The 23,161-nt window shown below is 62.8% G+C and carries 23 protein-coding genes and 1 tRNA gene; 16 read left to right on the forward strand and 8 right to left on the reverse strand.

The genetic code is table 11. The features are described 5' to 3' along the window. Positions 1–22: 22 nt before the first annotated feature. The 6 genes from V5N47_RS10855 to V5N47_RS10880 all read right to left on the reverse strand — a co-directional run bounded on the left by V5N47_RS10855 (position 23) and on the right by V5N47_RS10880 (position 7,750). A complete protein-coding gene (locus V5N47_RS10855; protein ID WP_338727483.1) occupies positions 23–280 on the reverse strand; it encodes a hypothetical protein in 258 nt (85 codons plus the stop codon). A gap of 74 nt (positions 281–354) precedes the next feature. Further along, positions 355–963, reverse strand: a complete 609-nt coding sequence (locus V5N47_RS10860) for a molybdenum cofactor guanylyltransferase (protein WP_338727484.1) — start codon at positions 961–963, stop codon at positions 355–357. 49 nt (positions 964–1,012) lie between these two features. Continuing rightward, positions 1,013–1,759 carry a class I SAM-dependent methyltransferase gene (locus V5N47_RS10865; RefSeq protein ID WP_338727486.1) on the reverse strand — a complete coding sequence of 249 codons (747 nt, stop codon included), beginning with the start codon at positions 1,757–1,759 and terminating at the stop codon, positions 1,013–1,015. Between the two features lie 57 nt (positions 1,760–1,816). Continuing rightward, positions 1,817–5,053: a formate dehydrogenase subunit alpha gene (fdhF, locus tag V5N47_RS10870; protein ID WP_338727487.1), complete on the reverse strand. Its 3,237-nt coding sequence runs from the start codon at positions 5,051–5,053 to the stop codon at positions 1,817–1,819. A 1-nt stretch (position 5,054) separates the two neighbouring features. Next, positions 5,055–6,605 carry an NADH-ubiquinone oxidoreductase-F iron-sulfur binding region domain-containing protein gene (locus V5N47_RS10875; protein ID WP_338727489.1) on the reverse strand — a complete coding sequence of 517 codons (1,551 nt, stop codon included), beginning with the start codon at positions 6,603–6,605 and terminating at the stop codon, positions 5,055–5,057. Between the two features lie 74 nt (positions 6,606–6,679). After that, complete coding sequence (locus tag V5N47_RS10880) at positions 6,680–7,750, reverse strand: HAMP domain-containing sensor histidine kinase (protein WP_338727490.1); 1,071 nt, start codon at positions 7,748–7,750, stop codon at positions 6,680–6,682. Positions 7,751–8,068: 318 nt separating this feature from the next. On the opposite strand from V5N47_RS10880, the gene V5N47_RS10885 reads away from it, so the two are divergent. The 14 genes from V5N47_RS10885 (at position 8,069) to V5N47_RS10950 (ending at position 19,585) form a co-directional block, all read left to right on the forward strand. Further along, positions 8,069–8,707 carry an HAD family hydrolase gene (locus V5N47_RS10885; protein WP_338727492.1) on the forward strand — a complete coding sequence of 213 codons (639 nt, stop codon included), beginning with the start codon at positions 8,069–8,071 and terminating at the stop codon, positions 8,705–8,707. Further along, the gene (gene cbiB / locus V5N47_RS10890) at positions 8,707–9,603 is read left to right on the forward strand and encodes an adenosylcobinamide-phosphate synthase CbiB (RefSeq protein WP_338727494.1); all 897 of its coding nucleotides are present in this window, start codon (positions 8,707–8,709) and stop codon (positions 9,601–9,603) included. The genes V5N47_RS10885 and cbiB overlap by 1 nt, the downstream gene beginning before the upstream one ends. Then, positions 9,594–10,337: an adenosylcobinamide-GDP ribazoletransferase gene (cobS, locus tag V5N47_RS10895; RefSeq protein ID WP_338727496.1), complete on the forward strand. Its 744-nt coding sequence runs from the start codon at positions 9,594–9,596 to the stop codon at positions 10,335–10,337. Before cbiB ends, cobS begins: the two co-directional genes overlap by 10 nt. Then, a complete protein-coding gene (locus V5N47_RS10900; RefSeq protein WP_338730292.1) occupies positions 10,337–10,876 on the forward strand; it encodes an NTP transferase domain-containing protein in 540 nt (179 codons plus the stop codon). Before cobS ends, V5N47_RS10900 begins: the two co-directional genes overlap by 1 nt. After that, the gene (gene cobT, locus V5N47_RS10905; protein ID WP_338727497.1) at positions 10,873–11,871 is read left to right on the forward strand and encodes a nicotinate mononucleotide-dependent phosphoribosyltransferase CobT; all 999 of its coding nucleotides are present in this window, start codon (positions 10,873–10,875) and stop codon (positions 11,869–11,871) included. The genes V5N47_RS10900 and cobT overlap by 4 nt, the downstream gene beginning before the upstream one ends. After that, complete coding sequence (locus V5N47_RS10910) at positions 11,861–12,871, forward strand: threonine-phosphate decarboxylase (RefSeq protein ID WP_338727498.1); 1,011 nt, start codon at positions 11,861–11,863, stop codon at positions 12,869–12,871. Before cobT ends, V5N47_RS10910 begins: the two co-directional genes overlap by 11 nt. Further along, on the forward strand, positions 12,864–13,571 hold the full coding sequence (locus V5N47_RS10915) for an adenosylcobinamide amidohydrolase (RefSeq protein WP_338727499.1): 708 nt from the start codon (positions 12,864–12,866) through the stop codon (positions 13,569–13,571). The genes V5N47_RS10910 and V5N47_RS10915 overlap by 8 nt, the downstream gene beginning before the upstream one ends. Continuing rightward, on the forward strand, positions 13,568–14,263 hold the full coding sequence (locus tag V5N47_RS10920; protein ID WP_338727500.1) for a cob(I)yrinic acid a,c-diamide adenosyltransferase: 696 nt from the start codon (positions 13,568–13,570) through the stop codon (positions 14,261–14,263). The genes V5N47_RS10915 and V5N47_RS10920 overlap by 4 nt, the downstream gene beginning before the upstream one ends. Beyond that, positions 14,260–15,762 (forward strand): cobyric acid synthase, encoded by a 1,503-nt coding sequence (locus tag V5N47_RS10925; protein WP_338727502.1) that lies wholly within the window; start codon positions 14,260–14,262, stop codon positions 15,760–15,762. The genes V5N47_RS10920 and V5N47_RS10925 overlap by 4 nt, the downstream gene beginning before the upstream one ends. Positions 15,763–15,806: 44 nt before the next feature. After that, positions 15,807–16,217, forward strand: coding sequence for a hypothetical protein (locus V5N47_RS10930; RefSeq protein ID WP_338727503.1), 411 nt, complete (start codon positions 15,807–15,809; stop codon positions 16,215–16,217). A gap of 61 nt (positions 16,218–16,278) precedes the next feature. Continuing rightward, positions 16,279–17,199: a DUF4129 domain-containing protein gene (locus V5N47_RS10935; RefSeq protein WP_338727504.1), complete on the forward strand. Its 921-nt coding sequence runs from the start codon at positions 16,279–16,281 to the stop codon at positions 17,197–17,199. After that, positions 17,196–17,771, forward strand: a complete 576-nt coding sequence (locus V5N47_RS10940) for a hypothetical protein (protein WP_338727505.1) — start codon at positions 17,196–17,198, stop codon at positions 17,769–17,771. The genes V5N47_RS10935 and V5N47_RS10940 overlap by 4 nt, the downstream gene beginning before the upstream one ends. Continuing rightward, positions 17,772–19,091 carry a DUF58 domain-containing protein gene (locus tag V5N47_RS10945; RefSeq protein WP_338727507.1) on the forward strand — a complete coding sequence of 440 codons (1,320 nt, stop codon included), beginning with the start codon at positions 17,772–17,774 and terminating at the stop codon, positions 19,089–19,091. Beyond that, entirely contained in the window at positions 19,088–19,585 is a 498-nt protein-coding gene (locus tag V5N47_RS10950; protein WP_338727509.1) for a hypothetical protein, read from the forward strand. The genes V5N47_RS10945 and V5N47_RS10950 overlap by 4 nt, the downstream gene beginning before the upstream one ends. 1 nt (position 19,586) lies before the next feature. On the opposite strand, the gene V5N47_RS10955 is transcribed toward V5N47_RS10950, so the two are convergent. Continuing rightward, positions 19,587–20,537, reverse strand: a complete 951-nt coding sequence (locus tag V5N47_RS10955; RefSeq protein ID WP_338727511.1) for a MoxR family ATPase — start codon at positions 20,535–20,537, stop codon at positions 19,587–19,589. Positions 20,538–20,642: 105 nt separating this feature from the next. Between V5N47_RS10955 and V5N47_RS10960 the strand changes: the two genes are divergently transcribed. Beyond that, positions 20,643–20,726, forward strand: a tRNA-Ser gene (locus V5N47_RS10960). A gap of 172 nt (positions 20,727–20,898) precedes the next feature. Beyond that, positions 20,899–22,032: a hypothetical protein gene (locus tag V5N47_RS10965; protein WP_338727513.1), complete on the forward strand. Its 1,134-nt coding sequence runs from the start codon at positions 20,899–20,901 to the stop codon at positions 22,030–22,032. A gap of 248 nt (positions 22,033–22,280) precedes the next feature. Here V5N47_RS10965 and V5N47_RS10970 read toward each other — a convergent pair whose 3' ends face one another. Further along, on the reverse strand, positions 22,281–23,027 hold the full coding sequence (locus tag V5N47_RS10970; RefSeq protein ID WP_338727514.1) for a PHP domain-containing protein: 747 nt from the start codon (positions 23,025–23,027) through the stop codon (positions 22,281–22,283). Between the last annotated feature and the right edge of the window lie 134 nt (positions 23,028–23,161).

Here is a 23,161-nt window from a genome sequence, read left to right on the forward strand (position 1 = left end):
TTTTTGAGCGACTCTTTCCGGACTATTCCTCCCAGACCAATTCGAGCGAGAGCGACGCCTGACAGGTGCCATCAACCGGGTCGGTGTCCGAATCGGATTCGCTCATCTCAACGTCTACATACCCACTGCAGTGGCCGTTTTCGACGAGGTACATGAGTGGCGTCGATGATCCACAGGCCGGACAGTCGATGTACAGTCCGCCGTCTTCTTCGTGGAATGCGTCGGGTTTGAGGATGATGTGGGGCGCATCCGCGTGGTTTTCAGTCGATGAATCTCCCATATCGCTCTCTGAAGCCGGTTGTGTGGATAGCTATAGTGTACCTTCAGCCGGTATGTCGCGGCAATGAGAGCGTTTCAAAATCGCGCCGCCGCCGCCTCGAACTCCTCACGGGTGTTGCAGTTTGCGAAGCTTTCCGTCGAGCCGTGCCCACGAATCGCCTCGTCGTCCACAATGACGTAGTCGAGTTCGAACAGCGGGTCGAGGATTTTGTGGTTCCCTGCCAAAAGCGAGGTGTCACACGCGTCTGCCATCGTCTGTGCGCGATACACCGCGTGGGTCGTCTGATACCAGCCGTCGTCCAGTTTCGGGACGGCGGCGGCGTGACCAGCCGCCCGCTCGAACAGATACGAGACGAGGTCCGCATCCACGAACGGCATGTCACAGGCGACGACGACGGCGTATTCGGCTTTGACCGCCCGTAGGCCGGTTTTGATGCCAGCCATCGGCCCTTCGTCCGGTTCCTCGTCTTCCGCATAGGTGACGGGATGTGGGTAGCCCGCCATCGCCTCGCGGATGGCGTCGGTCTGGTCACTGCGACAGTTCACGACGAGTTCCGAAATTTCGTCCACGAGCCGGTCTGCAACGCGACGAATCATGGGTACACCCGCGAGGGGGGCGACGGCTTTGTCCGCCTCGCCAAAGCGCGTCGAGCGACCCCCGGCGAGGATGACGGCAGCAGGCATATCAACGACTACGCAATCGGCGGTGAAATAGCACCCGGCAGGCAGGCGGCTACTTGTCTGCAACCCAGACCATCTCTTGGGTCGGCGACGTCAATTCGTCGCCGTCGAACCCGCCCGCGACCGACCAATCACTGAACCCCGCGAGGGAGAACAGCAATTCGAGTTCACGCTTGAACAGGAGTTTGATGCGGAACTCCTGTGCGAACACCTGCTCGCCGTCTGCGTCGTAGAGTTTGCGTCGGTCGCGGACGATACAGTCAACTTCGTCTACGAATTCGGTCGTCGAGACGAGCGTGTACTCGTCTCCGTCGCGTTCGATGGTGGATTCCTGTGGCGTGCCGTAGCGTTCGCAGATGATGTCGAAGTCGGGGGCGAAGATGTTCATCGCTAACTGTCCGCCGGATGCCAGCGCGTCGCGGATGGTTTCCAGGGCCGCGAGTTGGTCTGCGAAGTCGGTTAGATGTAAGAACGCGCGAAACGGGATGATGACGAGCGCGTACTCACGGTCAGGGTCGAAGTCGGTGACATCCGCCTGCCGGACGCTCGGTTCGAGGCCGTCTGCGCGCGCTTTTTCTCGAAGCACCGAGAGCATTCCCGTAGAGAGGTCGATGCCATCTGCATCGACGCCCGCCCGAAGGAGTTCGAGATAGACGCGCCCCGTCCCACAGCCGACTTCGAGAACCGGCCCGTCTGCGTCGCGGGCGCGGTCTACGTAGAACGTGATGTCATCGGTCATCGCGCCATGCTCTGCGTCGTAAAACGTCGCCCACTCGTCGTAGTAGCGTTCGTCGGCCATGATGCGACAGGCGACAGCGGACGAAAAGAACGTTCGGGTCAGCCAGTTCTCGTGACGTCAGTCGTCGGACGGTGCGTGGTCGGTCACGTCATCCGGGTCGGCCGGACTGACGCGCACGCTCGCCACCTTGTACTCGGGGATGCCGCTCACAGGGTCGAACGCCTCGTTGGTGAGTCGGTTTACCGCCCCCGCCGCGAAGTGCATCGGGATGAACACGACGCCCTTACCGGGGCGGTCGGTGACGACGGCTTTCACGGTGATTTCGCCGCGTTTTGACTCCACCTTCACGTAGTCGCCGTCTTCGATTTTCAGTGCCGCTGCGGTCTCAGGGTGAATCTCCACGAAGCTCTCGCCGACGTGCGACATGATGCCTTCGACACGGCGGGTGAGCGTCCCCGTGTGGAAGTGATAGAGCACGCGCCCTGTCGTCATCGTGAGTGGGTACTCTTCGCCGGGCAGTTCGCCCGGTTGCCCCATGTCCGCGGGGACGAAGCGGGCTTTTCCGTCCTCGAAGTTGAACCCGTCCTCGTAGAGGAACGGCGTGCCCGGATGGGCGTTGTCCCAGCAGGGCCACTGGAGGCCGCCTTCGGTGGCGAGGCGGTCGTGGTCGATACCGCCGTAAATCGGTGTCACCTCTGCAATCTCGTCCATGATGTCGGACGGGTGGTCGTAGTCCCAGTCGAAGCCCATACGGGTTGCGAGGGCTTGGAGAATCTCGTAATCCTGCCATGCCTCGCCCGGCGGGTTCATCGCCTTGCCGACGAGTTGGACGCGTCGTTCGGTGTTCGTGAACGTCCCGTCTTTCTCGGGGAACGCGGCCGCAGGCAAAATCACGTCCGCGTACTGGGTCGTCTCCGTCGGGAAGATGTCTTGGACGACGAGGAAATCGAGGTCTTCGAGGGCCTTCTCGGCATGGCTAATATCAGGCTCTGAGAGCGCCGGATTCTCGCCCATGATGTACATCCCCCGGACGTTGCCCTCGTGGACTTCATCGAACGCTTCCGGGACTTTCAAGCCCACCTCGTTCGGCGGCCGGACGCCCCACGCCTCTTCGAATTTGTCGAGCACCGACTCGTCGGTCACGTCCTGATACCCCGGGAGGGAGTTCGGGAGGGTTCCCATGTCGCCGCCTCCGCCCTGGACGTTGTTGTGTCCGCGAAACGGCGAGAGCCCGGCTTTCGGCTTGCCGACCTGTCCAAGCGTGAGCGCGAGGTTGGCGAGCGCGAGGACGTTTTGCGTGCCGTGTGAGTGCTGGGTCATGCCCATCGCCCAGCCGAAGACGACGTTTTCTGCGGTCGCGAGCGTCTCCGCGGCCTGTACGAGTTCGTCGGCCGGAACCTCCGTGAGGCGTTCGACTTCTTCGGGCGTGAACGGTTCGACCTTCTCGACCAGTTCGTCGAAGTGCTTCGTGTGCTCCTCGACGAACGCCTCGTCGTGGAGGTCGTGTTCGATGATGTAGCGCGTGAGGCCGCTAATCCACGCCACGTCGAAGCCGGGTTTCACGCGCGTGAACTGTGTTGCGTGCTCCCCGATGCCGACCTTCCGGGGGTCGAACACGACCAAGTCCGCACCCGCGTCAACGTTCTGCTTGATGCGCGTGGCGAGCACCGGGTGGCTCTCGGTGGTGTTCGACCCGGTGATGAGGTAGGCGTCGGTCTTCCCGATGTCCTCGTTGATGCGGTTGGTCATCGCCCCGAAGCCCACGGTCTGCTTGAGCGCGGCGACGGTCGAGGAGTGACACAATCGCGCGCAGTTATCGATATTCTTGGTTCCCAACACTTGCCGGGCGAACTTCTGCATCAGGTAGTCCTCCTCGTTCGTGCACTTAGAGGAGGCAAAGCAGACGAGCGCGTCGGGGCCGGATTCCTCGCGAATCTCGCTAAAGCCTTCCACCACCCGGTCTAGCGCCTCGTCCCACGACGCTTCGCGGAACGCGCCGTCCGCGCCGCGAATCAGTGGTTTCGTCAGGCGGTCGTCCGCGTCCACGAACTCATAACCAAATTTCCCCTTCACGCAGGTCGAAAAGTCGTTTACGGGGGCCACGTCGGGGTCGGTTGGCTGGACGCCGAGGAAGTCGTCGTGTTTGGTGTATACGTCGAATCGACACCCAACCGAACAGTAGCCACACGTCGTCTCCGTCTTCTCGACGTTCCGCAGGCGCACGTCGCTCACGGCGTTCGCCACCGAGAACAGGTAGCCTTCGGGCAGGGTGCGCGCCGCGAGGTCTTCTGCGGTGTGTTCGACCGTTTTCATCGCCTTCTCACCGAGACCGTCGGCCGTTTTCTGCGCGCGCTGTTTCGCTCGCGCCATCATCCGCGCCACACCGGATTTTTTGGCCACCTCTTTTTCACTTACTCCCCCGAGGCCGCGATTTGGCGCGTCGTTTTTCACTGCAGTTTCCGCCTTCTCGTGTTCGATGACATTTCCAATCGAGTTGCGCTGGTTGAAGCCGGGAATCGGGAGCGTCGCCAAATCGGCCATCCCCTTCGCCGTGAGCGACCCGGTCGGGCACACCGTCTCACAGTGGCCACACGAGACGCACTCAGAGTCGGCCATCGCCTCTGCGCCGTTCTGGAAGGCGATTCTCGTATCCGACCCCGAACCTTCGATGCGGAGGATGCCTTCCATCTGCACGTCGTTGCAGGCGTCAACGCACCGTGTACAGAGGATGCACTTGTTGCGGTCAACTTGGATGAACGGGTGGGAATCGTCGAGCGGTTCGTACTCGTCGCGGTCGTCGAACACGCCGTAGCGCGGGTGCATCACGTCGTTTTCGATGCTCACGTCCTGGAGCTCACACCGCCCGTTCTGGTTGCACGTCGTACACCGGAGGTTGTGATTCGAGAGCACGAGGTCGAGATTCACGTCGCGGGCTTCCGTCGCCCCGCCCGCGTCCGTTTTCACGGAAAGCCCGTCTTCTGCCGGGAAACTGCATGCCGGAACCAGTCCATGCGCGTCGGTTTCGACCATGCAGGTGCGACACTCGCTTCGCGGCCCAATGCCGTCTGCGGCGTCGGTTCGACACGATTCGCCCGCCTCGTGGCGGTCGTAGTAACAAAGTGCGGGGACGGTTGCTGCCGTCTCCACGCTCCCGAGTGCGTCGATGATGGTCGAACCGGGCGGGAGCGCGACGGGTGTGCCGTCCACCGTAATCGTCGTCATCTCTTCTCCCGTCGTGCCCACCTCGGGGTCGCTTGCCGTCCCCGGATTGAACGTCTCGGTGAGCGGGGTGCTCGACCGGGGGTCGTCGATGCGCGGAACGCCGGGGAGTGGGTCTTGCTCGTCAGTGCTCATCTCACACCTCCTCGCACACGCCGGTCGGACAGCGCCCGGCGGCGTGTTCGATGAACTCGTGCTCGAAGGCGGCCATCGCCGTCGTCACCGGCCGTGAGGCCAGCTGGCCGAAGTCGCACGTGCTCGTCTCGCGCATGACGCGGGCAAGTTCGCGGATTTTCCCGTTGTCGTACTCACCATCATAGACGTTCCGGAGCAGGGTCACCAACTGGGTCGATCCCTCTCGACACGGCACGCACCGGCCGCAGTTTTCCTCCGCGGCAAAGCGCGAGCGCGTGCCAGCGAGCGCGACGGGACAGGTGTGCGCGCCGAACAGTTCGACCGCACCGTCGGTGCCGAGATTCGTGTCCAAAAGCGTGGGTGCATTCGCAGAAACGTCGAGCGTTCGCGTGAGGCCGCCGAACTGCCCGCCAACACAGGCGAGTTTGAGCGCTCCCTCAAAGGTCACCGCCTCCTGAACCGCAGATAGCGAGTCGTCGGTTGCGAGTTCGACGGTCGCGGTCGAATCGCCACCCGTGACGGTCACGAGGCGCGTTCCTGGGTCTGCGCTTCCTGCGTCAAAGCGGTCGGGAGACAGAATCGCCTCACGAACCTGTGCGAGCGTTCGCGGGGTGTGAATCACGGTGGGGCGGCCGTACAGCCCAAACACGTCGGGTGTTGGCGGGCGGAGTCGCGCTTCGAGGCGGTCTTTTCCCTCCATGGCTTCGAGCGCCATCGTCATCTCACCGGCAATAAAGCGGTCGGGGCCGACGACGATTTCTGGAGGGTTCGAGAGCGAGAATTCGGCTTCGAGCGCAGCGACCGCATCCCGCACCCGTTTTTGGGCGAGTTCGTCCGCCTCGTTCAGGTAGCACACCACGTCTGCGGGGGCGTCTTCACCCACCAGTTCTGCGACAGCGAGTGCGGCGTCGATGCTGTCGATTGGTGCGCCACAGAGCAGGGTTCGGTCGGTCTGATTGCGCGGGTCGCTCTCGTTTGCGTTCACGACCACCACCGGGTCACCCGCGCTCTCGCGGGCGGTGTCCCACGCTTTGGTGATGGGTTGGTCAGTGCGACCGTCGCCGCGGCCGCGCCCGAGTAGGCTAAGGCGTCGAAGCCGTGCGGTCGCATCGTCTCCCGCTTCGCGTGCGTGCTCGTACGCGAAGGCGTCGTAGTCTGTCGGTGCGTCCGGGACGACCCATCCACAGCGCGCGAGGGCGCGCCTGATGCCGACTGCAAGCGGCCCTACATCGGGCGCGGGAAACGTCCACTGCGTCTCCTCGTGGGTCACAGAAAAATCTGCGTGGTCGGCTGCGAGTGTTCCGTCTTCGAAGGCGGAAATCACGTCAGAAAGCGTGGCCTCGTCCGGGTGTGCGAGAAAGTCAGTCACGCCGCCACGGCTGAGCGCGACGAGCGGTTCGATGTCGGGAATCCCGGTCGAACCCACGGTGACAACCGGCGTGTCGGTTGCCGCTTCCGTCGCCACGCTCATGAGTCGGTCGCGGACGGCCGTGTCGTCACCACAGAGCCGAACTGTTGCTGTGTGTCCCACCGCACCCTGTGTGTCTGCCATTACTCACGGTGTGGGTGCAACAGAGGAAAGGTTTGTGGGACGGTGTACCATATTTGGCTGCGTGTCTGCGGATTTTACGGCTCGACCGAGAGCGCCTCCACAGCGTCGACCGCTGTGAGTGTGACGGTGAACACCGTGCCCTCCTCGCCCGTCGAGGTGAGTGAAATCGCTCCATCGTAGTTCTCTACGAGCACTTTCACGAGGTAGAGGCCGAGGCCGTGGTCTGTGTTTTCTTGCTGTTCGAACAAGGTTTCTTTCACGTACTCAGGGAGGCCAGGACCATTGTCCTCGACGCGCACTGAGACGGTATCGTCGGCTTCTGTCACGGTGAGCGAGACGTGCGGCGAATCACTGTCGTTGTGGACGATACCGTTTCTGACGAGGTTCATGAAAATCGACCCGACCAGCGTGTCTGCGTGGACGTAGACGTGGTCGGGTATCGTGAGGTCGAGTGTCGCCGCCGGGTACGCTTCTCTGAGCGCCTCGATTTCGACCGTGAGAATCTCAGTGAGGTCGATTGCTTCGAGTTCGTGTTCATCGGTCGGTATTTGGGCGAGAATGCGCACGTTTTGGATGAGTTCGGTGACGAGGTCGCTCTGGCGACGAATCCGCTTGAGACGGTCGCGTTCGGTTTCGTCCTCGCTCGTCTCGAGTAAGACGTCTGCCATCGCCTGAATCACCATCACCGAGTTCAGGATGTCGTGGCGCAACAGGTCGTTTAGGTGTTGGAGCCGACCGCGCTCTGCCTCTGCGAACTCAGCCGACAGCTCTGCGCGTGCACTTGCCTCTGCGTGCTGTATCGCGCGGGCTTCGTTCGTGCCAATGACGAATCCTGCGTTCGCTCCGACACCTGCGGCCACCGGCAACAGGAAACTCGCACCGTCACTGACAAGGGGGAATTCAATCGCAAAGAGAGCGAGTGTCGCAAGCGTGCCAACCGCGAGGGTACTGGCAATCACCCATCCCGTGATACGCCACCGTATCTCCTCTGAAAACGCGCTCTCTCTGAGCCACCCAACCCCGAGGAGTAACGTCGTTGGTAACAAAGCAAGCAGCCCCAACTCCACGATGTGGTGGAGGTCGAACAGGTGTCCGATTTCGTCTATGAGAAGCAGATGTGACAGAAAAAAGACGAACAGTAGCACTCCGAGACCAGCGATGCTACCAATTGAGGGGGCGAAAGGAAGCGTGCGAGTTGACACGTCTTATCTCATTGTCTCATGCAATGTGCTTAATCATTGTGCTAGCGACACTCATGTCTCTGTTTTGACTTGCTTGAATTTTTTAAGTAGGCGTGACGGTTGTCGTATGTTTCAGCGCCAGTTCCCCGAGTAGTTTGCCAACTCATAGACAATCATACTTGCCTTAGATACATTTTTATTGGTTTACACAGAGGTCACAACAACCGTGTTTCATCGCTCGCCCACACACTCAGCAAAGCGGTTTGCCCACCGAGGGCCACAGTGAGCGTCTCGTTCGACCTGTTCGGGACGCTTGTCGAGGCCGAATATCCGGAGAATCCAGCCGCCGCGGTCGGCGCGGAACTGGCCGCGAGAAACGTCCCCGTCCCCGACGACTGGGAAGACGCCTACCACGAGGTACACATCGACGCCCCCGAGGGTGCGGAAGTGCCGCTTCCAGCGCACGTAAACGCCGCCCTTCGCAGCCGTGACGTGGATTTCAGAGTCGGTGGCGACGGCCACGGCAACGTGGTGCGCCGTGCGCTCGTCGCCGCATTCGATCCGGAGGTGACCACCCGCGAAGGTGCCGTCGAAGCGGTCAAAGCCGCCGCAGCCCACGGCCCAGTCGCCATCCTCTCAAACTGCAGCGTCCCCGACCTCGCAAACCGGACGCTCATCCGCTCTGAGCTGTATCCTCCGATGTTCGACTGCATCATGACGAGCCTCGGGTGTGGCTGGCGCAAACCCGACGCCCGCGCGTTCGAGTCGGTGGCGCGAATGCTCGACACACCCATCGAAAATCTGATTCACGTCGGCGACGACCCCGCGACAGACGGCGGCGCGGCCGACGCGGGTGCAACCGCTGTCCTGCTCTCCGACGTGCCGCTCACCGAGTTTCCCGACTGGTTGGAGGCACACTGATGGGATTGCTGGCCGTGATCGCCGTGGGACTTGCGTTCGCGCTCGATGCGCGCTTCGCTGAGCCACCCGCGCGCATCCACCCTGTGGCGATATTCGGCCAGCTTATCGCGCCGCTCGACCGTGACTGGCGCACACCAAAACTCGTCGGCATGTCGATTGCGCTCTTGTTCCCACTCGCAGTCGCAGCCATCGCTGCGGGCACAATTCTCCTCGTGACCGTTCCATTTCTCGCCGCGATTGTCGCCGGGCTCTGGTTGTTTTCGACCACGAGCCGGAGCATGCTCGTCTCGCTCGCCCGCGACGTCCTCGCCGCCGTAGACGCAGACAACCCGACCGCGCACAGCCACATCCGCGGCCTCGTGGGTCGAGACACCACCAACCTCTCGCCGGGTGAACTCCGCAGCGGCGCGGTCGAGAGCGCGGCCGAAAACCTCGCAGACGGGCTCGTCGCGCCCTTGCTCGCGTTCGTGCTCGGCGCACAGGTGTCGCTCGCACTTGGCGTCGGAGCCGCTGTGTGGGTGAAAGCCGTGAACACGCTCGACTCGATGCTCGGTTATCCCGCGAAACCCCACGGCACCGCGAGTGCCCGGCTTGACGACGTCGTGATGTGGCTTCCCGCTCGGGTGAGCGCACTCTTGCTCGCCGTTGCTGCTCGAAATCTGCGCGCCCTGTCTGTGGCTCGGCGGTGGGCACACGCGCCGCCATCGCCGAATTCGGGCTGGCCAATGGCGACGCTCGCGGCGGCGACGAACGCCCAACTGCGAAAACCCGACACCTACACGCTGAATCCCGACGCATCGCTGCCGACCTCCGAAGGGGCGACTCGGGGCGTCCGAATTGTGAACGTCGCCGCCCTCCTCGCGTTCGCCCTCGCCGGGGTGATTGCGTGGTTCTGACCGCGCTTCGCGGCGCGCTCGGCTTTCTCTCGCAGGTTCCCGTCGGGCAGACCGGGACGGCGTGGGAGGCGTTTTTGCGAACGCCGGTCGCGTTCCCGCTCGCGGGCTACGTCATCGGTGCCCTCCTCGCCGTTCCCCTCTTGCTCCCGCTTCCACCAGCGACGGCGGCCATCGTGTTCGTCTGCTGGTTGCTCGTCGTCACCGGCATCAACCACGCAGACGGCGTTGCTGACCTCGGTGACGCCCTCGCGGTACACGGCGACCAAGAACGCAGACGCGACGTGATGCGCGATACGACCGTCGGCGTCGGTGCCGTCCTCGCCGTCTGTGTCGTGTTTCTCGGCGTTGCGGCGGCCGCGTTCTCGCTTGCGAGCCTCGCGCTCGCGGCACTCGCGGTTGTGGTTGCAGCCGAGGTCAGCGCCAAACTCGGGATGGTGTTCGTCGCGTGCTTCGGGACGGCCGCCCACGAGGGACTCGGGTCTGCACTCACCGAACCGCTCGATTCGCGTTCCTTCGTGCTTCCGCTCGTCGTCTCGCTTCCTGTCGCAGCGCTCTCATGGCCAAACCCGGCCGCAGCAGTCGCGCTCGTTGCCGGACTCACTACCGCGCTCGTCGTGTTCTGGTGGGCGAACCGCACGCTCGGCGGCGTCAGCGGCGACGTGCTCGGGGCGACCAACGAACTCGCGCGCGCCGTCGCGCTCCACGCGGGGGTGGTCGCATGGATGCGCTGGTGATGTGCGGCGGCCGGGGCACGCGCCTCGACACCGACGTGGAGAAACCGCTCTACGAAATCGCTGGCGAGCCAATGATTGACGCCGTGATTGGGGCACTCACAGAGAGTCGCGTCGACAACACTGTCGTCGCCGTCTCGCCGCACACCCCCGAAACCGCCCGCCACCTCGACTCGTTCCCGCAAATCGAGACGCCCGGCGAGGGCTACGTTGCCGACCTCGGCGACGCCCTTGCTCACCTCTCAGAACCCGTTCTCACCGTCGCCGCAGACTTGCCCTTGCTCACGGGCGAGGTTCTCGACGCCGTCCTCGCCGCCTACGACGGTGACTCGCTCACCGTCTGCGTCCCCGCCGCGCTCAAATCCCAGTTGGGCGTGAGCGCAGACCTGACCTTCGACCACGAGGGGCAACCCGTCGCGCCAACCGGCGTGAACATCGTTGCCTCATCCACTTCTGAAACCATGTTTCTCTCAGCTGACCCACGACTGGCAGTGAACGTGAATCGACCAACAGACGCCCAGATTGCGGAGGTGTGGCGATGAGGTTCGTCCTCGCGTGCGCCGCGACCGAAACCGCCCAAATCGAGGGTATCAGCGCCGCGGGCGCGACCCGAACGCTGATGGCTCACACGCCGCCCGCGGACGCCGAACTCATCGAGTACGGCAGGCCCACGCTCGCGCCGGTCGTGCCGGTCAGCCCGGATGGCTGTCCCACCCCCGCAATCGTCACGCGCGCAGTGCGCGAGTGTACGGACTTTCCGATGCTCGTCGTGGACGCGGGGCTCGCCGCGCCGTCGGGTGCGCCGACTGTCGAACTCGGCGACCGGCCCGGTGGCGACATCCGAAATCGAGAACCCGTCCCGAACGCTGCGGCCATCTACGAACGCGGCGTCGAACTCGGCGAGTCGCTCCCCGAAGACCACCTCGTCATCGGCGAGACCATCCCGGGCGGGACGACGACCGCACTCGGTGTGCTCACTGCCCTCGGAGAACCGCACGCAACCTCGTCGTCGCTCCCTGAGAATCCACAGTCGCTGAAAGCACGTGTCGTTGAGGAGGGGCTCGCCGCGAGCGACCTCGACTCCGGCGATTGCGCCGAACGTCCCATCGAGGCGGTCACACACATGGGCGACCCGATGCTCGCAGCGGTGGCTGGTATCGCCGTTGGCGCACTGTCTCGGGGCGCGCGCGTGACGCTCGCTGGCGGCACCCAGCAGATTGCGGCCGCCGCGCTCGTCCGTCACGCGGGCGTCGAAGCTCCGCTCGAACTCGCCACCACGTCGTTCGTCGCAAACGACCCGTCGTCGGATGTCGAAGGGGCTGCGGCCGACCTTGGCCTCACGCTTACCGTCACCGACCCCGGTTTCCACGACGAAGATCACGTCGCAATGGAACACTACTGCGCGGGCGTCGCAAAGGAGGGCGCGGGCATGGGTGGCGCGCTCGCCGTCGCCGCAGAACGCAACGTACCGATGGCCGACGTGCGCGCTCAACTCGTCGACTGCTACGACCGGTTGGTGGGGGATAATGGAGCCTGAGGCGATTCGTACGGCAGAGCGGGTTCCTCACGGCAGCAGCGACGACCCCGAACTGCTCGACTTCAGCGCGAACACGAATCCGCACGTGCCGCCGGGCGTCCGCGAGGTGTACGAAGCAGCCTTCGCACAGGCGCGAACCTATCCGCAGGAACCGCCCGAAACATATCGCCACGCAGCAGCGGAGTACGTCGATTGTGACCCATCCAAAATTATCCCGACGCCGGGCGGCCTCGCCGCGATTCGCCTCGCCATCGAGTGTACGGTGTCGCCCGGCGACTCCGTGCTCGTCCCGTACCCGAGTTTCGGAGAATATGCCCGCGAGGTGCAATTGCAGGGCGCACAGCCCGAGTTCGTGCCACACGACAAACTGCTCGAAGCCGACCCGGACGGTCACGCACTCGCCATCCTGTGCAACCCGAACAATCCGACCGGCGACGCATACGACCCTGATGCGCTCCGCGAATTTGCTCGCACCTGCCACGACTCCGGGACGCCACTGCTCGTAGACGAGGCGTTCCTCGGCTTCACCGACCACCCCTCGCTCGCGGGCGAACCGGGCGTCATCGTGGCGCGCTCGCTCACCAAACTGTTCGGCCTGCCGGGCATTCGGGCTGGCTTTGCTGTCGCCGACGGCGACCTGCGTGACTCGCTGCTCACCGCTCGTCGGTCGTGGAACATGGGCACGCCCACGCTCGCCGTCGGTGCGTTTTGTATGCGCCAAGCCGACTTCATCACAGAAACCCGTGAGCGCGTAGCCACCGAGCGCGACCGCATGACGGCGACCCTCAGCGAACACTTCACGGTTCATCCCTCAGACGCGCCCTACCTGTTGCTCGACGTGGGCGACAGCGACGTGACGAGCCTTCTCAACCGCGCACTCGAACACGGCATCGCCATCCGCGACGCGACGACGTTCCGCAGCCTTGAGTCGCACGTTCGGGTCGCAATTCGGCTGCCGGACGAGAACGACGAACTGCTGGCGGTGCTTTGTGATGTTTGAGCCAACTGTCCGCCAAGACGTGCTCCGCGTTTCACAACCCGGCAGCCGGTGGCTGTCGACCGGGTGGAACGGCGGATTCGCCGACGCCGACGCCGCGTTCAACGTGAGCGTCCCGGAGGGATGGGCGCGAACCGACCTGGGTGAGTATGCCCGAGAACGCAGGGCACAGGCTGGTTTCGACGGAGCGGGGCCGACGCTGTTCACAGGCGTCGACATGGAACACCTTCGGGGTGCGAAACTGAACGGTGTCGTCGCCTTTGCGACCGCAGGCGTCTCGAATCCGGCAGTGCTCCCGATGGAGCCGTCGGGCGACCCGTCGTCAGTAGAACAGCCAGACGCCGGAACCGTGAACGTCATTCTCTGTACCGACCGTGCGCTTGCGGACGACGCGATGGCAACGCTGCTCGGCGTGGCTGTCGAGGCGAAAACCGCGACCTTGCTTGCGAAAACTGGCTTCACCGGGACGACGACGGACGCCGTCATCGTCGGCTGTGACCCGACAGGCGAGGACGCCACGTTCACAGGGAGTGCAACCCGCGTTGGCACGGCGGCGCGAGCCTGCGTGCGCGAAGCCGTGAGCGCCTCGCTTGCCGCCCGCTACGCGGGAAACCCCGACAAACCGATGCCAGAGAGCGTTGCTGACGCCAAGTACGGCGTCACCACATCCGACCGCGCAACCATTTTCGACCCACTACAATGACCGATTCAGATTCATCCCAACGCGAAGAACAGCTCAAAAACACCCCCGGAAAGGGCCGGACGCCGACCGCTCGCGCCATCGAACCGAGGTCCCCAGAGGAGTTCGGGCTGGTGCAGGTGTGGTGGGGCAACGGGAAGGGAAAGACCACCGCAGCGCTGGGCATGGGCTTTCGCGCCGCTGGACACGGCTACCGCGTCCACTTCCTCCAGTTCATGAAAGGCGGCGCCTCGAGCGTCGAGGACGTGCGCGGAGAGTACAACGCCATCGACGCCTTCCCCGGATTCACTTACGAAACCTCGGGGAGCTACGGCTGGCACGGCTTCTTAGACGAGAGCGACGACGACGAACACGAAGCCCGCGCGAAAGCCGGTCTCGACCGGGCACGCGAGTTGCTCTGGGGAGCTTCTGGTGTCTCGCTCGACGAGCCGATTGCGCTCGACGGCGAACCCGAAGCGGGCGTCCATATGCTCATCTTAGACGAGATTCTCTACGCCGCGAACCGCGGGCTGGTCGAACCCGAAGACGTGGTTGCACTCATTGAGAACAAACCGCCGAATCTCGAACTCGTGTTGACCGGTGGGCACGAAGCGCCCGAGTACGTCTTTGAGGGCGCAGACCTCGTGACCGAAGTGAAAAAGCACAAACACCCCTTTGACGCGGGCCAGCGCGCCCGGAGAGGAACGGAGTATTGACGCGGACGATTCTGGTCGCCGGAACCGCGAGCCACGTCGGCAAGAGCACCGTCGCCGCAGGCCTGTGTCGCGCCCTCTCTGACGCCGGTGTGTCGGTCGCGCCGTTCAAGGCGCAGAACATGAGCAACAACGCGCGGGTCGCGCTGTCGCGTGCGGGCGAGTGGGGCGAAATCGGCGTCTCGCAGTTCGTCCAAGCCCGCGCAGCGCGGGTTCCGGCGACGACGGATATGAACCCTGTGCTGCTCAAACCGCGCGGTGATGGCCAGTCGCAACTCGTGATTCAGGGCGAAGCCGTCGGCAACTTCGAGGCCGGAGCCTACTACGAAGCCGGGTGGGAACGCGCGAAAGCCGCCGCCGAAGCATCCTTCGAGCGCCTCGCTGCCGAATACGACGTCATCGTCGCGGAGGGCGCGGGGAGCATCGCGGAAATCAACCTCGCAGACCGCGACCTCGCCAACCGCGAAACCGCGCTGTTCGCGGACGCGGACATCCTCTTGCTCGGCGACATCGAACGCGGCGGCGTGTTCGCCAGCCTCTACGGGACGCTCGAACTGATGCCCGACGACCTCCGCGAGCGCGTGATTGGCACCGCCATCACCAAATTCCGCGGTGACCCGAGCCTGCTCGATTCTGGACTTTCTGCGTTAGAAGCGCGAACCGGCGTGCCGTGTCTCGGCGTGCTCCCCTACGACGACCCGGGCTTGCCCGAAGAGGACAGTGTCTCGCTGCCGGCGGCGGCCGAACGTGCGGTGTGGGGCACAGAGGACGGCGTCTCTGAGACGGCTGCAATCACGATTGCCGTGCCTCGACTGCCGCACATCTCGAACTTCACCGACCTCGAACCACTCGCCGCGGAACCGGGTGTGCGAGTCGCGTTCGTCCCCCTCAATGATTCGCTTGACGTGGCTGATGCCGTCGTGCTCCCGGGCACGAAAAACACCGTTGATGACCTGCTCGCGCTCCGCGAGGCCGGATTCGGCGAGCGCATTCGCGCCTTCGACGGCCCCGTCGTCGGCATCTGTGGTGGCTTCCAACTGCTTGGCGACCGCCTCACGAACGTCGAAGTAGAGAGCACGAGCGAACGCGGCGATATTCAGGGATTCGGCCTCCTTCCAGTCACGACCGAGTTCTTGCCCGAAAAGCGCGTGACACGGCCAACTCTTGCTGTGGACGGACACGGACTGCTCGCCGGTTTCTCCGGAACTGTCACCGGCTACGAAATCCACATGGGTCGGACGAGCGCGTCGGGGTCGGTGGCCCGACCACTCGGCCCCGAGAGCGCGGCGACAGAGCGTGTACTTGGCACGTACCTGCACGGATTGTTCGAGAACGACTCGCTTCGCCGGGCGTTCGTAGAAGCGGTGTTTTCGGCTGCTGAGAAATCGGTTCCCAGTTTCGCCGACGCAACCGACGACCCCGCAGACCGGGCGGCGGAGTTGGTGACGAAACATCTCGATTCAGAATTTATCGAGGGACTTCTCGAAACACCCGCACGCTGACCCGAGACCACAACGCAATTACCCGCACAGACGGAGACTGGGACATGCTCGACAACGACTACAACCCGCTCTACATTGGCGACCAGCCCGAAGAAAAGGCCGTCTGTGGCACCCACGGCCAGATGGAACAACGCCTCGCAGCCATCGACTTCGAGGAAGAAATCTTCGCCACGACTGGTGGCTACGAGATTCACCAGTGTCCGACGTGCAGCGTGAAAATCGTCGAGTCGCAGGGTCGCTACGGCATCTCTGAAGAGGATGCGATGTTCGCCATGCTGTCCCATATCGTCTCTGAACAGTGGGACGACGGCCTGAGCGAGCACTTCGAGAGTCTCGGCCCGGGTCACATCACGGCCCGGGGCGACGTGTACACCATCCACCTCGAAAACTACGATGATGCGGACGTGCCAGACCACATCCGCGAGGACGTGAACGTCTGGGTGCAGAAAGCATAGGCCGACGAATCTGTTGACAGAATGGGAAAAACCTAAACTCCGCCCGCGGCCTACGTTTCGTGTGAACCGGCAGCACGCTACGCTTGCCGCCATCGCCCTCCTCTCTGTGCTCGCCCTCTCCGTCGCGGCTGCGAACTTAGACGCCACCGCAGACTCGTCGCCGGGTGCTGGCGTCGGCGGGAGCGACATCGGCGTCGGCCCGGACGAGGAGTTCTCCTTTGGCGGCCCCGCTCCACCCCAACCCATCGACGAAGCGGTCTCACCGTTCTATCGCCTCCTATCGAAACTGCTCGGCATTCTCATCGTCATCGGCGCACTCGTCGGCATCGTCGTCCTCTACAAAGACTACGGCGTCAAAGGCCCCGTACTCGTGTTCGGGGTCGGCATCTTTCTCGCCGTGTTCATGTACTACCTGCTCCGTGCGGGGGGCTTTTCGTTCCCAGATGGCGCTGGGGGTTTTGGCTCTGGCGACCGCATTTCGCTACCCGGCGGCGGCACGCTTGGCGAAGTGACGAACTCGGTGGTCGCCCCGCAACCAGCCGTCTCGACGCCAGTGGCCATCCTCCTCGGTCTCGTCCTTGTACTCGGTATTTTCGCGTACACAAAATCTGTCCGTGGTGATGACGACGAGGAAGCGACGGTTCCCGGCGCGCCGCCCGTTGACGTGGCAGAACTCGGCGCAGTTGCCGGTCGCGCTGCCCGCCGCATCGAACAGTTTGACGGCGAACCCGAAAACGAAGTGTACCGTGCGTGGAAGGCCATGACCGACCACCTCGACTTGCCAAACCCGCGAACGAGTACGCCATCTGAGTTCGCCGACGCGGCCGTCGCGGCCGGAATGGCACGCGAAGACGTGACCGAACTCACGCGGCTGTTCGAGGACGTACGCTACGGCGGCGAAACGCCCACCACGGAACACGAAACCCGCGCCGTGAACGCGCTCAAACGCATCGAACGTACCTACGGGGAGGATGCGCCATGAGGGTCAGTCGCGCGCTGTTCTCCCTTCTCGGCGCGAGTGCGGTCGTCGGTGGCATCGCCGTCGCGTTCGTTCCCGGTCTCCTCGACGGCGTTAGCCAAACCCAACTCCTCGTCACCATCCTCGGTGTCGTGGCACTCGTCCAAGCTGTGAGCGCGGCCACAGACCGCCTCAACTCGACCGACGAGGCGGCCACGACGATACCGGTCGAGTACCGTGACCCCGTCACGATTCCCGGCACCGAGTTCGACGAGGGCTTTGGGGGCCTCGGCGCGATGGGTCGAATGCGTGGGGCGCGCCGCCGGGACGCGGTCAGAGACCGGCTCGAACGAGCGACCCTCGACGTACTCACGCGCTACGGCGGGCTCTCAGAGGCAGAAGCCACCGACCAACTCCGCGAGGGAACGTGGACGGACGACGTTCACGCTGCGGCGTTTTTCGCCGCAGACGTAGACGATTCTGGGTACTTCGGTGGGTTTCTCAGAACGTCGCTCATGTCTGACTCGCTGTTCCAACAGCGCGCCCGCCACGTCATCGACGCGCTCAACCGGCGACTCATCACGGAGGAGCGCTGAATGCGTAAGCACTTACGCCCCGACCCGGACGACCTCCCAGACCTCGGAACGGTGATAGACCGACAGACTGGCCGGTGGACGGGCATCAGCGTCGTCGCCTTTTTCGCCGGTGCACTCGGTGTCCTCACGAATCGGCCCGCCGTGTTGCTCGCGGGCGTCCTTGGCATTGGTTTCGCCGCCTACGCCCAACTTCGAACCCCACCTCCCGTTTCGCTTCAGGTGTCACGAACCGTGTCGAATCCGACGCCCGACCCCGGCGAGGAGGTCGAGATTACGACGACCGTGACGAACGAGGGCGACGGCACGCTCGCAGACCTCAGGCTCACTGACGGCGTTCCGGCGGGCGTGGAGGTGGTCGATGGGTCGCCACGGCGGGCGACCGCGCTCAAACCCGGCGCGTCGGTAACCCTCTCCTACACGGTCGAAGCGGTGCGCGGAAGTCACCCGTTCCGGCCGCTGTTCGCGCTCGCACGGAATCGGCCCGGAACGGTCGAACGAGCCGTACAGGTGGCCTGCGAGTCGCCCCTCGCGTGCGTTGCGCCGTTGCCACCAGTGGGCACGTTTCCGCTTCGCGCCCAGACCTCACAGTACGCCGGGCAGGTCGAAACCGACACGGGCGGGTCGGGCATCGAGTTTTTCGCCACCCGCGAGTACCGCCCCGGTGACCCGCTCGGGCGCATCGACTGGAACCGAAAGGCACGCACAGGGCGGCTCTCGACGCTCGAATTTCGAGAAGAGCGGGCGGCAACCGTCGTGTTGCTCATCGACGCTCGTGACGCCGCATACGTCGCTCCGGACGAAGACGCCGACACAGCGGTCACGCGCAGCGTCGATGCTGCTGCTCACGCCTTCGTGTCGCTGCTCGCACAGGGCGACCAGGTCGGCGTGGCGACGCTCTCGCCAACGCCACTCTGGCTTGGCCCACGCGCTGATGGCGAACACCGCGCACGAGTCAGAGAAGCGCTTTCGACCCACGAATCGCTCACGGCGACGCCACCGACCGGCCCGTTCTATCCGTCGGTACGGGTGAACCAGCTTCGAAAACAGCTGCCGAGTCACGCACAGCTCGTCCTCATCTCTCCGATGTGCGACGACTACATCGCGTCGCTCGCGCGCCGCTTCGACGCCTACGGCCATCTCGTGACCGTGCTCAGCCCAGACCCCACGGCGACGACCACGCCGGGCCAACGGCTTGCGCGCATCGAGCGCCAAACACGACTGTCGAATCTGCGCTCGGTCGGGATTCGAGTCATCGACTGGCCCGCAACCGAATCGCTCCCCCAAACGCTCGCGAAGGCGACGCGGAGGCTCGCTCAATGACCGACATCGACCGCACGCCCTCCGACTTCGGCCGTGTACTCACGATGGGCGTCGCGCTGGTTGCCGTGCTCATCGCCGCGTATGCAGGCCCGGAAACGGTGTTGCTCGCACTCGCGGGCGTCCTCAGCATCGCCATTGGTGTCCTCCGCGGTAGGCGCGTCGCGGTGACTATCGGCGCGAGCGTGATGTTCGTCGCGCTCCTTCTCGCCGGGGTGTCTGGACTTTCCATCCCGCTCACACTGTTCGGCGTCAGCGCGACCGTGGTGGCGTGGGACATCGGCGAGAACGCAATCGGTCTCGGGGAGCAACTTGGGAGACACGCCCCGACGAAACGCGCCCAACTCGTGCACGCGAAAGGGAGCTTCGTGGTTGCCACATTCGCGTGTGTAGTCGGGTATGGAGCCTATGTAGGGGCCGCGGGGACGGACTCGCTCACCGCACTTGTGCTCTTGCTCGTCGGCGCGCTGGTGCTCACGTCCGTGCTTCGCGGGTAGGTTAGTCGATTGTCGGCACGGGGACGGCGTCGAGCACGTCGTCGATGACGGTCGCTTTCGTGATGTCGCTGATTTTCGCATCCGGCGTGAGGACGACGCGGTGGGCGAGCACCGTGGGGGCGATTCGCTTCACGTCGTCAGGCGTGACGTACTCGCGGCCGACGATGACCGCCCGGGCGCGCGCCGCCTCGAACAATCGCTGTGTCCCACGGGGTGACACGCCGATTCTGACTCGCGGGTCTGCGCGCGTCTCGCGGGCGATGGCGACCATGTAGCGCAAAACGTCGTCTTCGACGTGGACGTTTTCTGGGGCCTGTTGGAGTGCGCGAACGCGCTTGGTCGTGAGGACACGTTCGACCGAGGGACTCTGGACGCGCCGGGCCGCACGGCGTTTCAGGAGGTCGAACTCGCCTCCTTCGTTCGGGTAGCCAATCGCGGTCTTGACGGCGAAACGGTCTACCTGCGCCTCTGGGAGCGCGAACGTGCCTTCCTGCTCGATGGGGTTCTGCGTCGCCATCACGAAAAACGGGTCGGGGAGCTGGTGGGTGTCGCCATCGACCGTCACCTGTTTTTCCTCCATGGCTTCGAGCAACGCGGCTTGGGTCTTCGGCGGCGCGCGATTAATCTCGTCTGCGAGCACGACGTTCGCGAAGATAGGGCCTTCCGTGAACTCGAAGGTCCGGTCGCCTTCGTTGAAGACGTGGGTCCCGGTCACGTCGGAGGGCAGGAGGTCGGGGGTAAACTGGATGCGCGAAAACGAGAGGCCGAGTGCTTTTGCGAAGCTCCGGGCGGTGAGGGTCTTCCCCGTCCCCGGCACGTCCTCGATGAGCACGTGCCCTTGTCCGACGATTCCCATGAGGACGCTTTCGAGAAAGTCGCGGTTTGCGATGACCGCCGTGCTCACGCCGTCTAAGACGGCTTCGCACTCCGCGCTCGCCTCCGTGATATTCATGCACATATCGCGGTCGGGCGGGCGTTTATGTCTGCCGGATTTCATGCTTCTGGGCCAGCAAAAATCGAAACGGATAAACGCAACACGCCGGTAATCTCATTCAGAGCCGAGATAGCCTAGCCCGGCCAAGGCGGTTGCCTCGAAAGCAACTGTCCCTCGGACTCGTGAGTTCAAATCTCACTCTCGGCGTACCACATTTCTACAACCCGTGAGCGACTGTGTTGTCGCTCACACGGTCTGAAATGTTGTGGGAGCCGTCCAGTGAATTTGAACCAAGGAGCGAGCGACTGAGGTTCAAATCTCCTGCAAAATCTCCGGTACGCTATTAGTGTCTGATTGATAGCTTTTCAACAGGTAAACAATGACGGATATCTCTTTAGAAGATGGTTTTAGGAAAGTCACAGGCCCAATTGAACACTGGGTCACAACGTTGTACCATGGATATTGGGGGTTTCGTCAAGACAAGAAAGAGGCTTGGAAAGAAATCAAAGTAGGCGAAGTATTCCTATTCCATGCATCTAAGTCGGCGCTTCAGACAACTCCGAAGAAAAAAGTAGCTGATGTGGGTGGCGGAGTGATCGGGATCGGTGTAGTGGGTGCAAAGAGTCGAAAAGAAGAGCCAACGTGGTGGGGCGAGCTCCACAACGATGAGATGTATCCGTATCTCATCCATTTCTCAGAGATTCAGTGGTTCGGCGACGCTTCGTCGATCAGAGACGCACCAGTTAAAGACAAAGACTTGGATGAGATGATCAGAGATGTCCATCTTCTAAATAAGCGTATAATCACTTTTGCTGAGATGGACAAGCGTGCTGGCTATCGCATTCCTGCACAGGGTTCACCCGGGAACGTCAAACACCCTCGCAAACTCTTTCCACTCTTACTTGAGCGAATTGAGGGGAGACCGATTCAGAATCAAGAGCTACCTGAACAATCTGAAACACAAGATCGCTCACTTTCAGAGTTCCAAGACGATGACTCGGTGCTCACGTCCAGCGGAGAAATACGCGACCGCAACCGAGACCGAAATCTGAACGAAGATGTCGAGGAACAAGCGGTTACGTATCGCACGAATATTGGAAGGGTCATTGGGGGAACACTCGAACACGAAGCTACGCTCGATATCTTTGAAGATTATTTGTCGGCACGAGGATTTGAAGGGGGTGAAACGGATCGAAGTGATCTTCTGATGGCAAACGATACGGACGTAATTCTCTGTGAAGCGAAGTCGATACGGGCATACAATGAGCGTGCACAAATCCGGAAAGCACTTGGACAACTCCTCGAATACAGCTACTTTGACGTACGAAATAACGCGAATTGGGACACAAAAACGCTGTCTCGCTGTCTCCTACTTTCTCGACGCCCGTCCGATCACATACTCACATTTTTAGAGGGGCTCATTGAGGATCAAATTCTCACATTCTGGAAGGAAGAAGATGCAATTCGAGGAACGGAGGAATCACTTACTCAACTAAAAGAACTTGTAGAATAAATCAAAGCGACTGAGGTTCAAATCTCTAGCAGGTCAACGCCTCACCACCGTTCGTGGAAGCGCCGCTTTCACTCAACTACGATGCGGCAAAGCCGCATCGAGGCTCGCAAACCCTCCGGATTTTCTCACTCTCACTCTCGGCGTCTTTCAACTTTCAACACCCGCGAGCGACGGGCTTGTCGCTCACACCCGAAAAATTCCACCGAGGCACACACCAACTACAGGAGACACCTCCGAGACGCCGTCAGTCACTCCATCGATGCCGGGAACGTCGGCAAAAACGACAACTGCGAGGTCAGGAGATACAGCGACTTCTTGCTCGCGCCAATCGCGTACTGGCGGGCACTCTTGTGAATCGGCGTTCGCTTGCCGTGAATCGTGGTATCGCCGTCTCGCATCGCTTCGATGAGGCGGTCACCGTCTATGGTCTCCTCGGTGAACGACACGTCGGCTTCGTCTACGTGAATCTCCGTGACGGCGCGGCCGATGTTCGGGAGATAGTGGGCGTCGCTCGCGCCGACTTTCGGGTAGTCGCGCCGGTTTGCGAACTTCTCGGCGCGACGATTGCGGTAGCCGGTGAACAGCATGGAGTTGTACACCTCGATGCCGTCGCAGTCGGTGAGGTTGCGTTTGCGCACGCCGTGGCGGGTGCGTTGGAAGGGGTGGGGTGTGATGGCGACGCCGCCGAGGTCGCGGATGCGGGAGACGGTGTCTGCGAACGGTTCGCCCTTCGGAGGACGCTCGTCGACGCCGAGTGCGAGCAGATGACCCGCCTTCGTCGAAACTTCGACACCGGGGATACCAATGAGGCCGTAGTCGGGGGCCAATTCGGCGGCTTTCCGTGACTCTTCTATCGTGTCGTGGTCGGTGATGACCACGCCGTCAAGCCCGATTTGACTCGCGTGTTCGAGAATCAGCTCGACTGGTTCTCGACCGTCGTAGGACCCCTCCGAATGGACGTGCGGGTCGATACGAACGGAGATGGTGTCCGCCATTTTTCTCGTGTCAAAGGCCACTGCAAAGAGCGTGTTAAACGTTCTGCCTGGTGGGACAGTGCGAATTTGGAGTTTTGTTCAATAGATCGGGCGACGACGCTAGTTGCTTGCCAGAGAAGCCAACTTTTTCGTTG

Origin of the sequence: Haladaptatus sp. DJG-WS-42, from assembly GCF_037198285.1 — an archaeon.
Lineage (GTDB): Archaea > Halobacteriota > Halobacteria > Halobacteriales > Halococcaceae > QDMS2.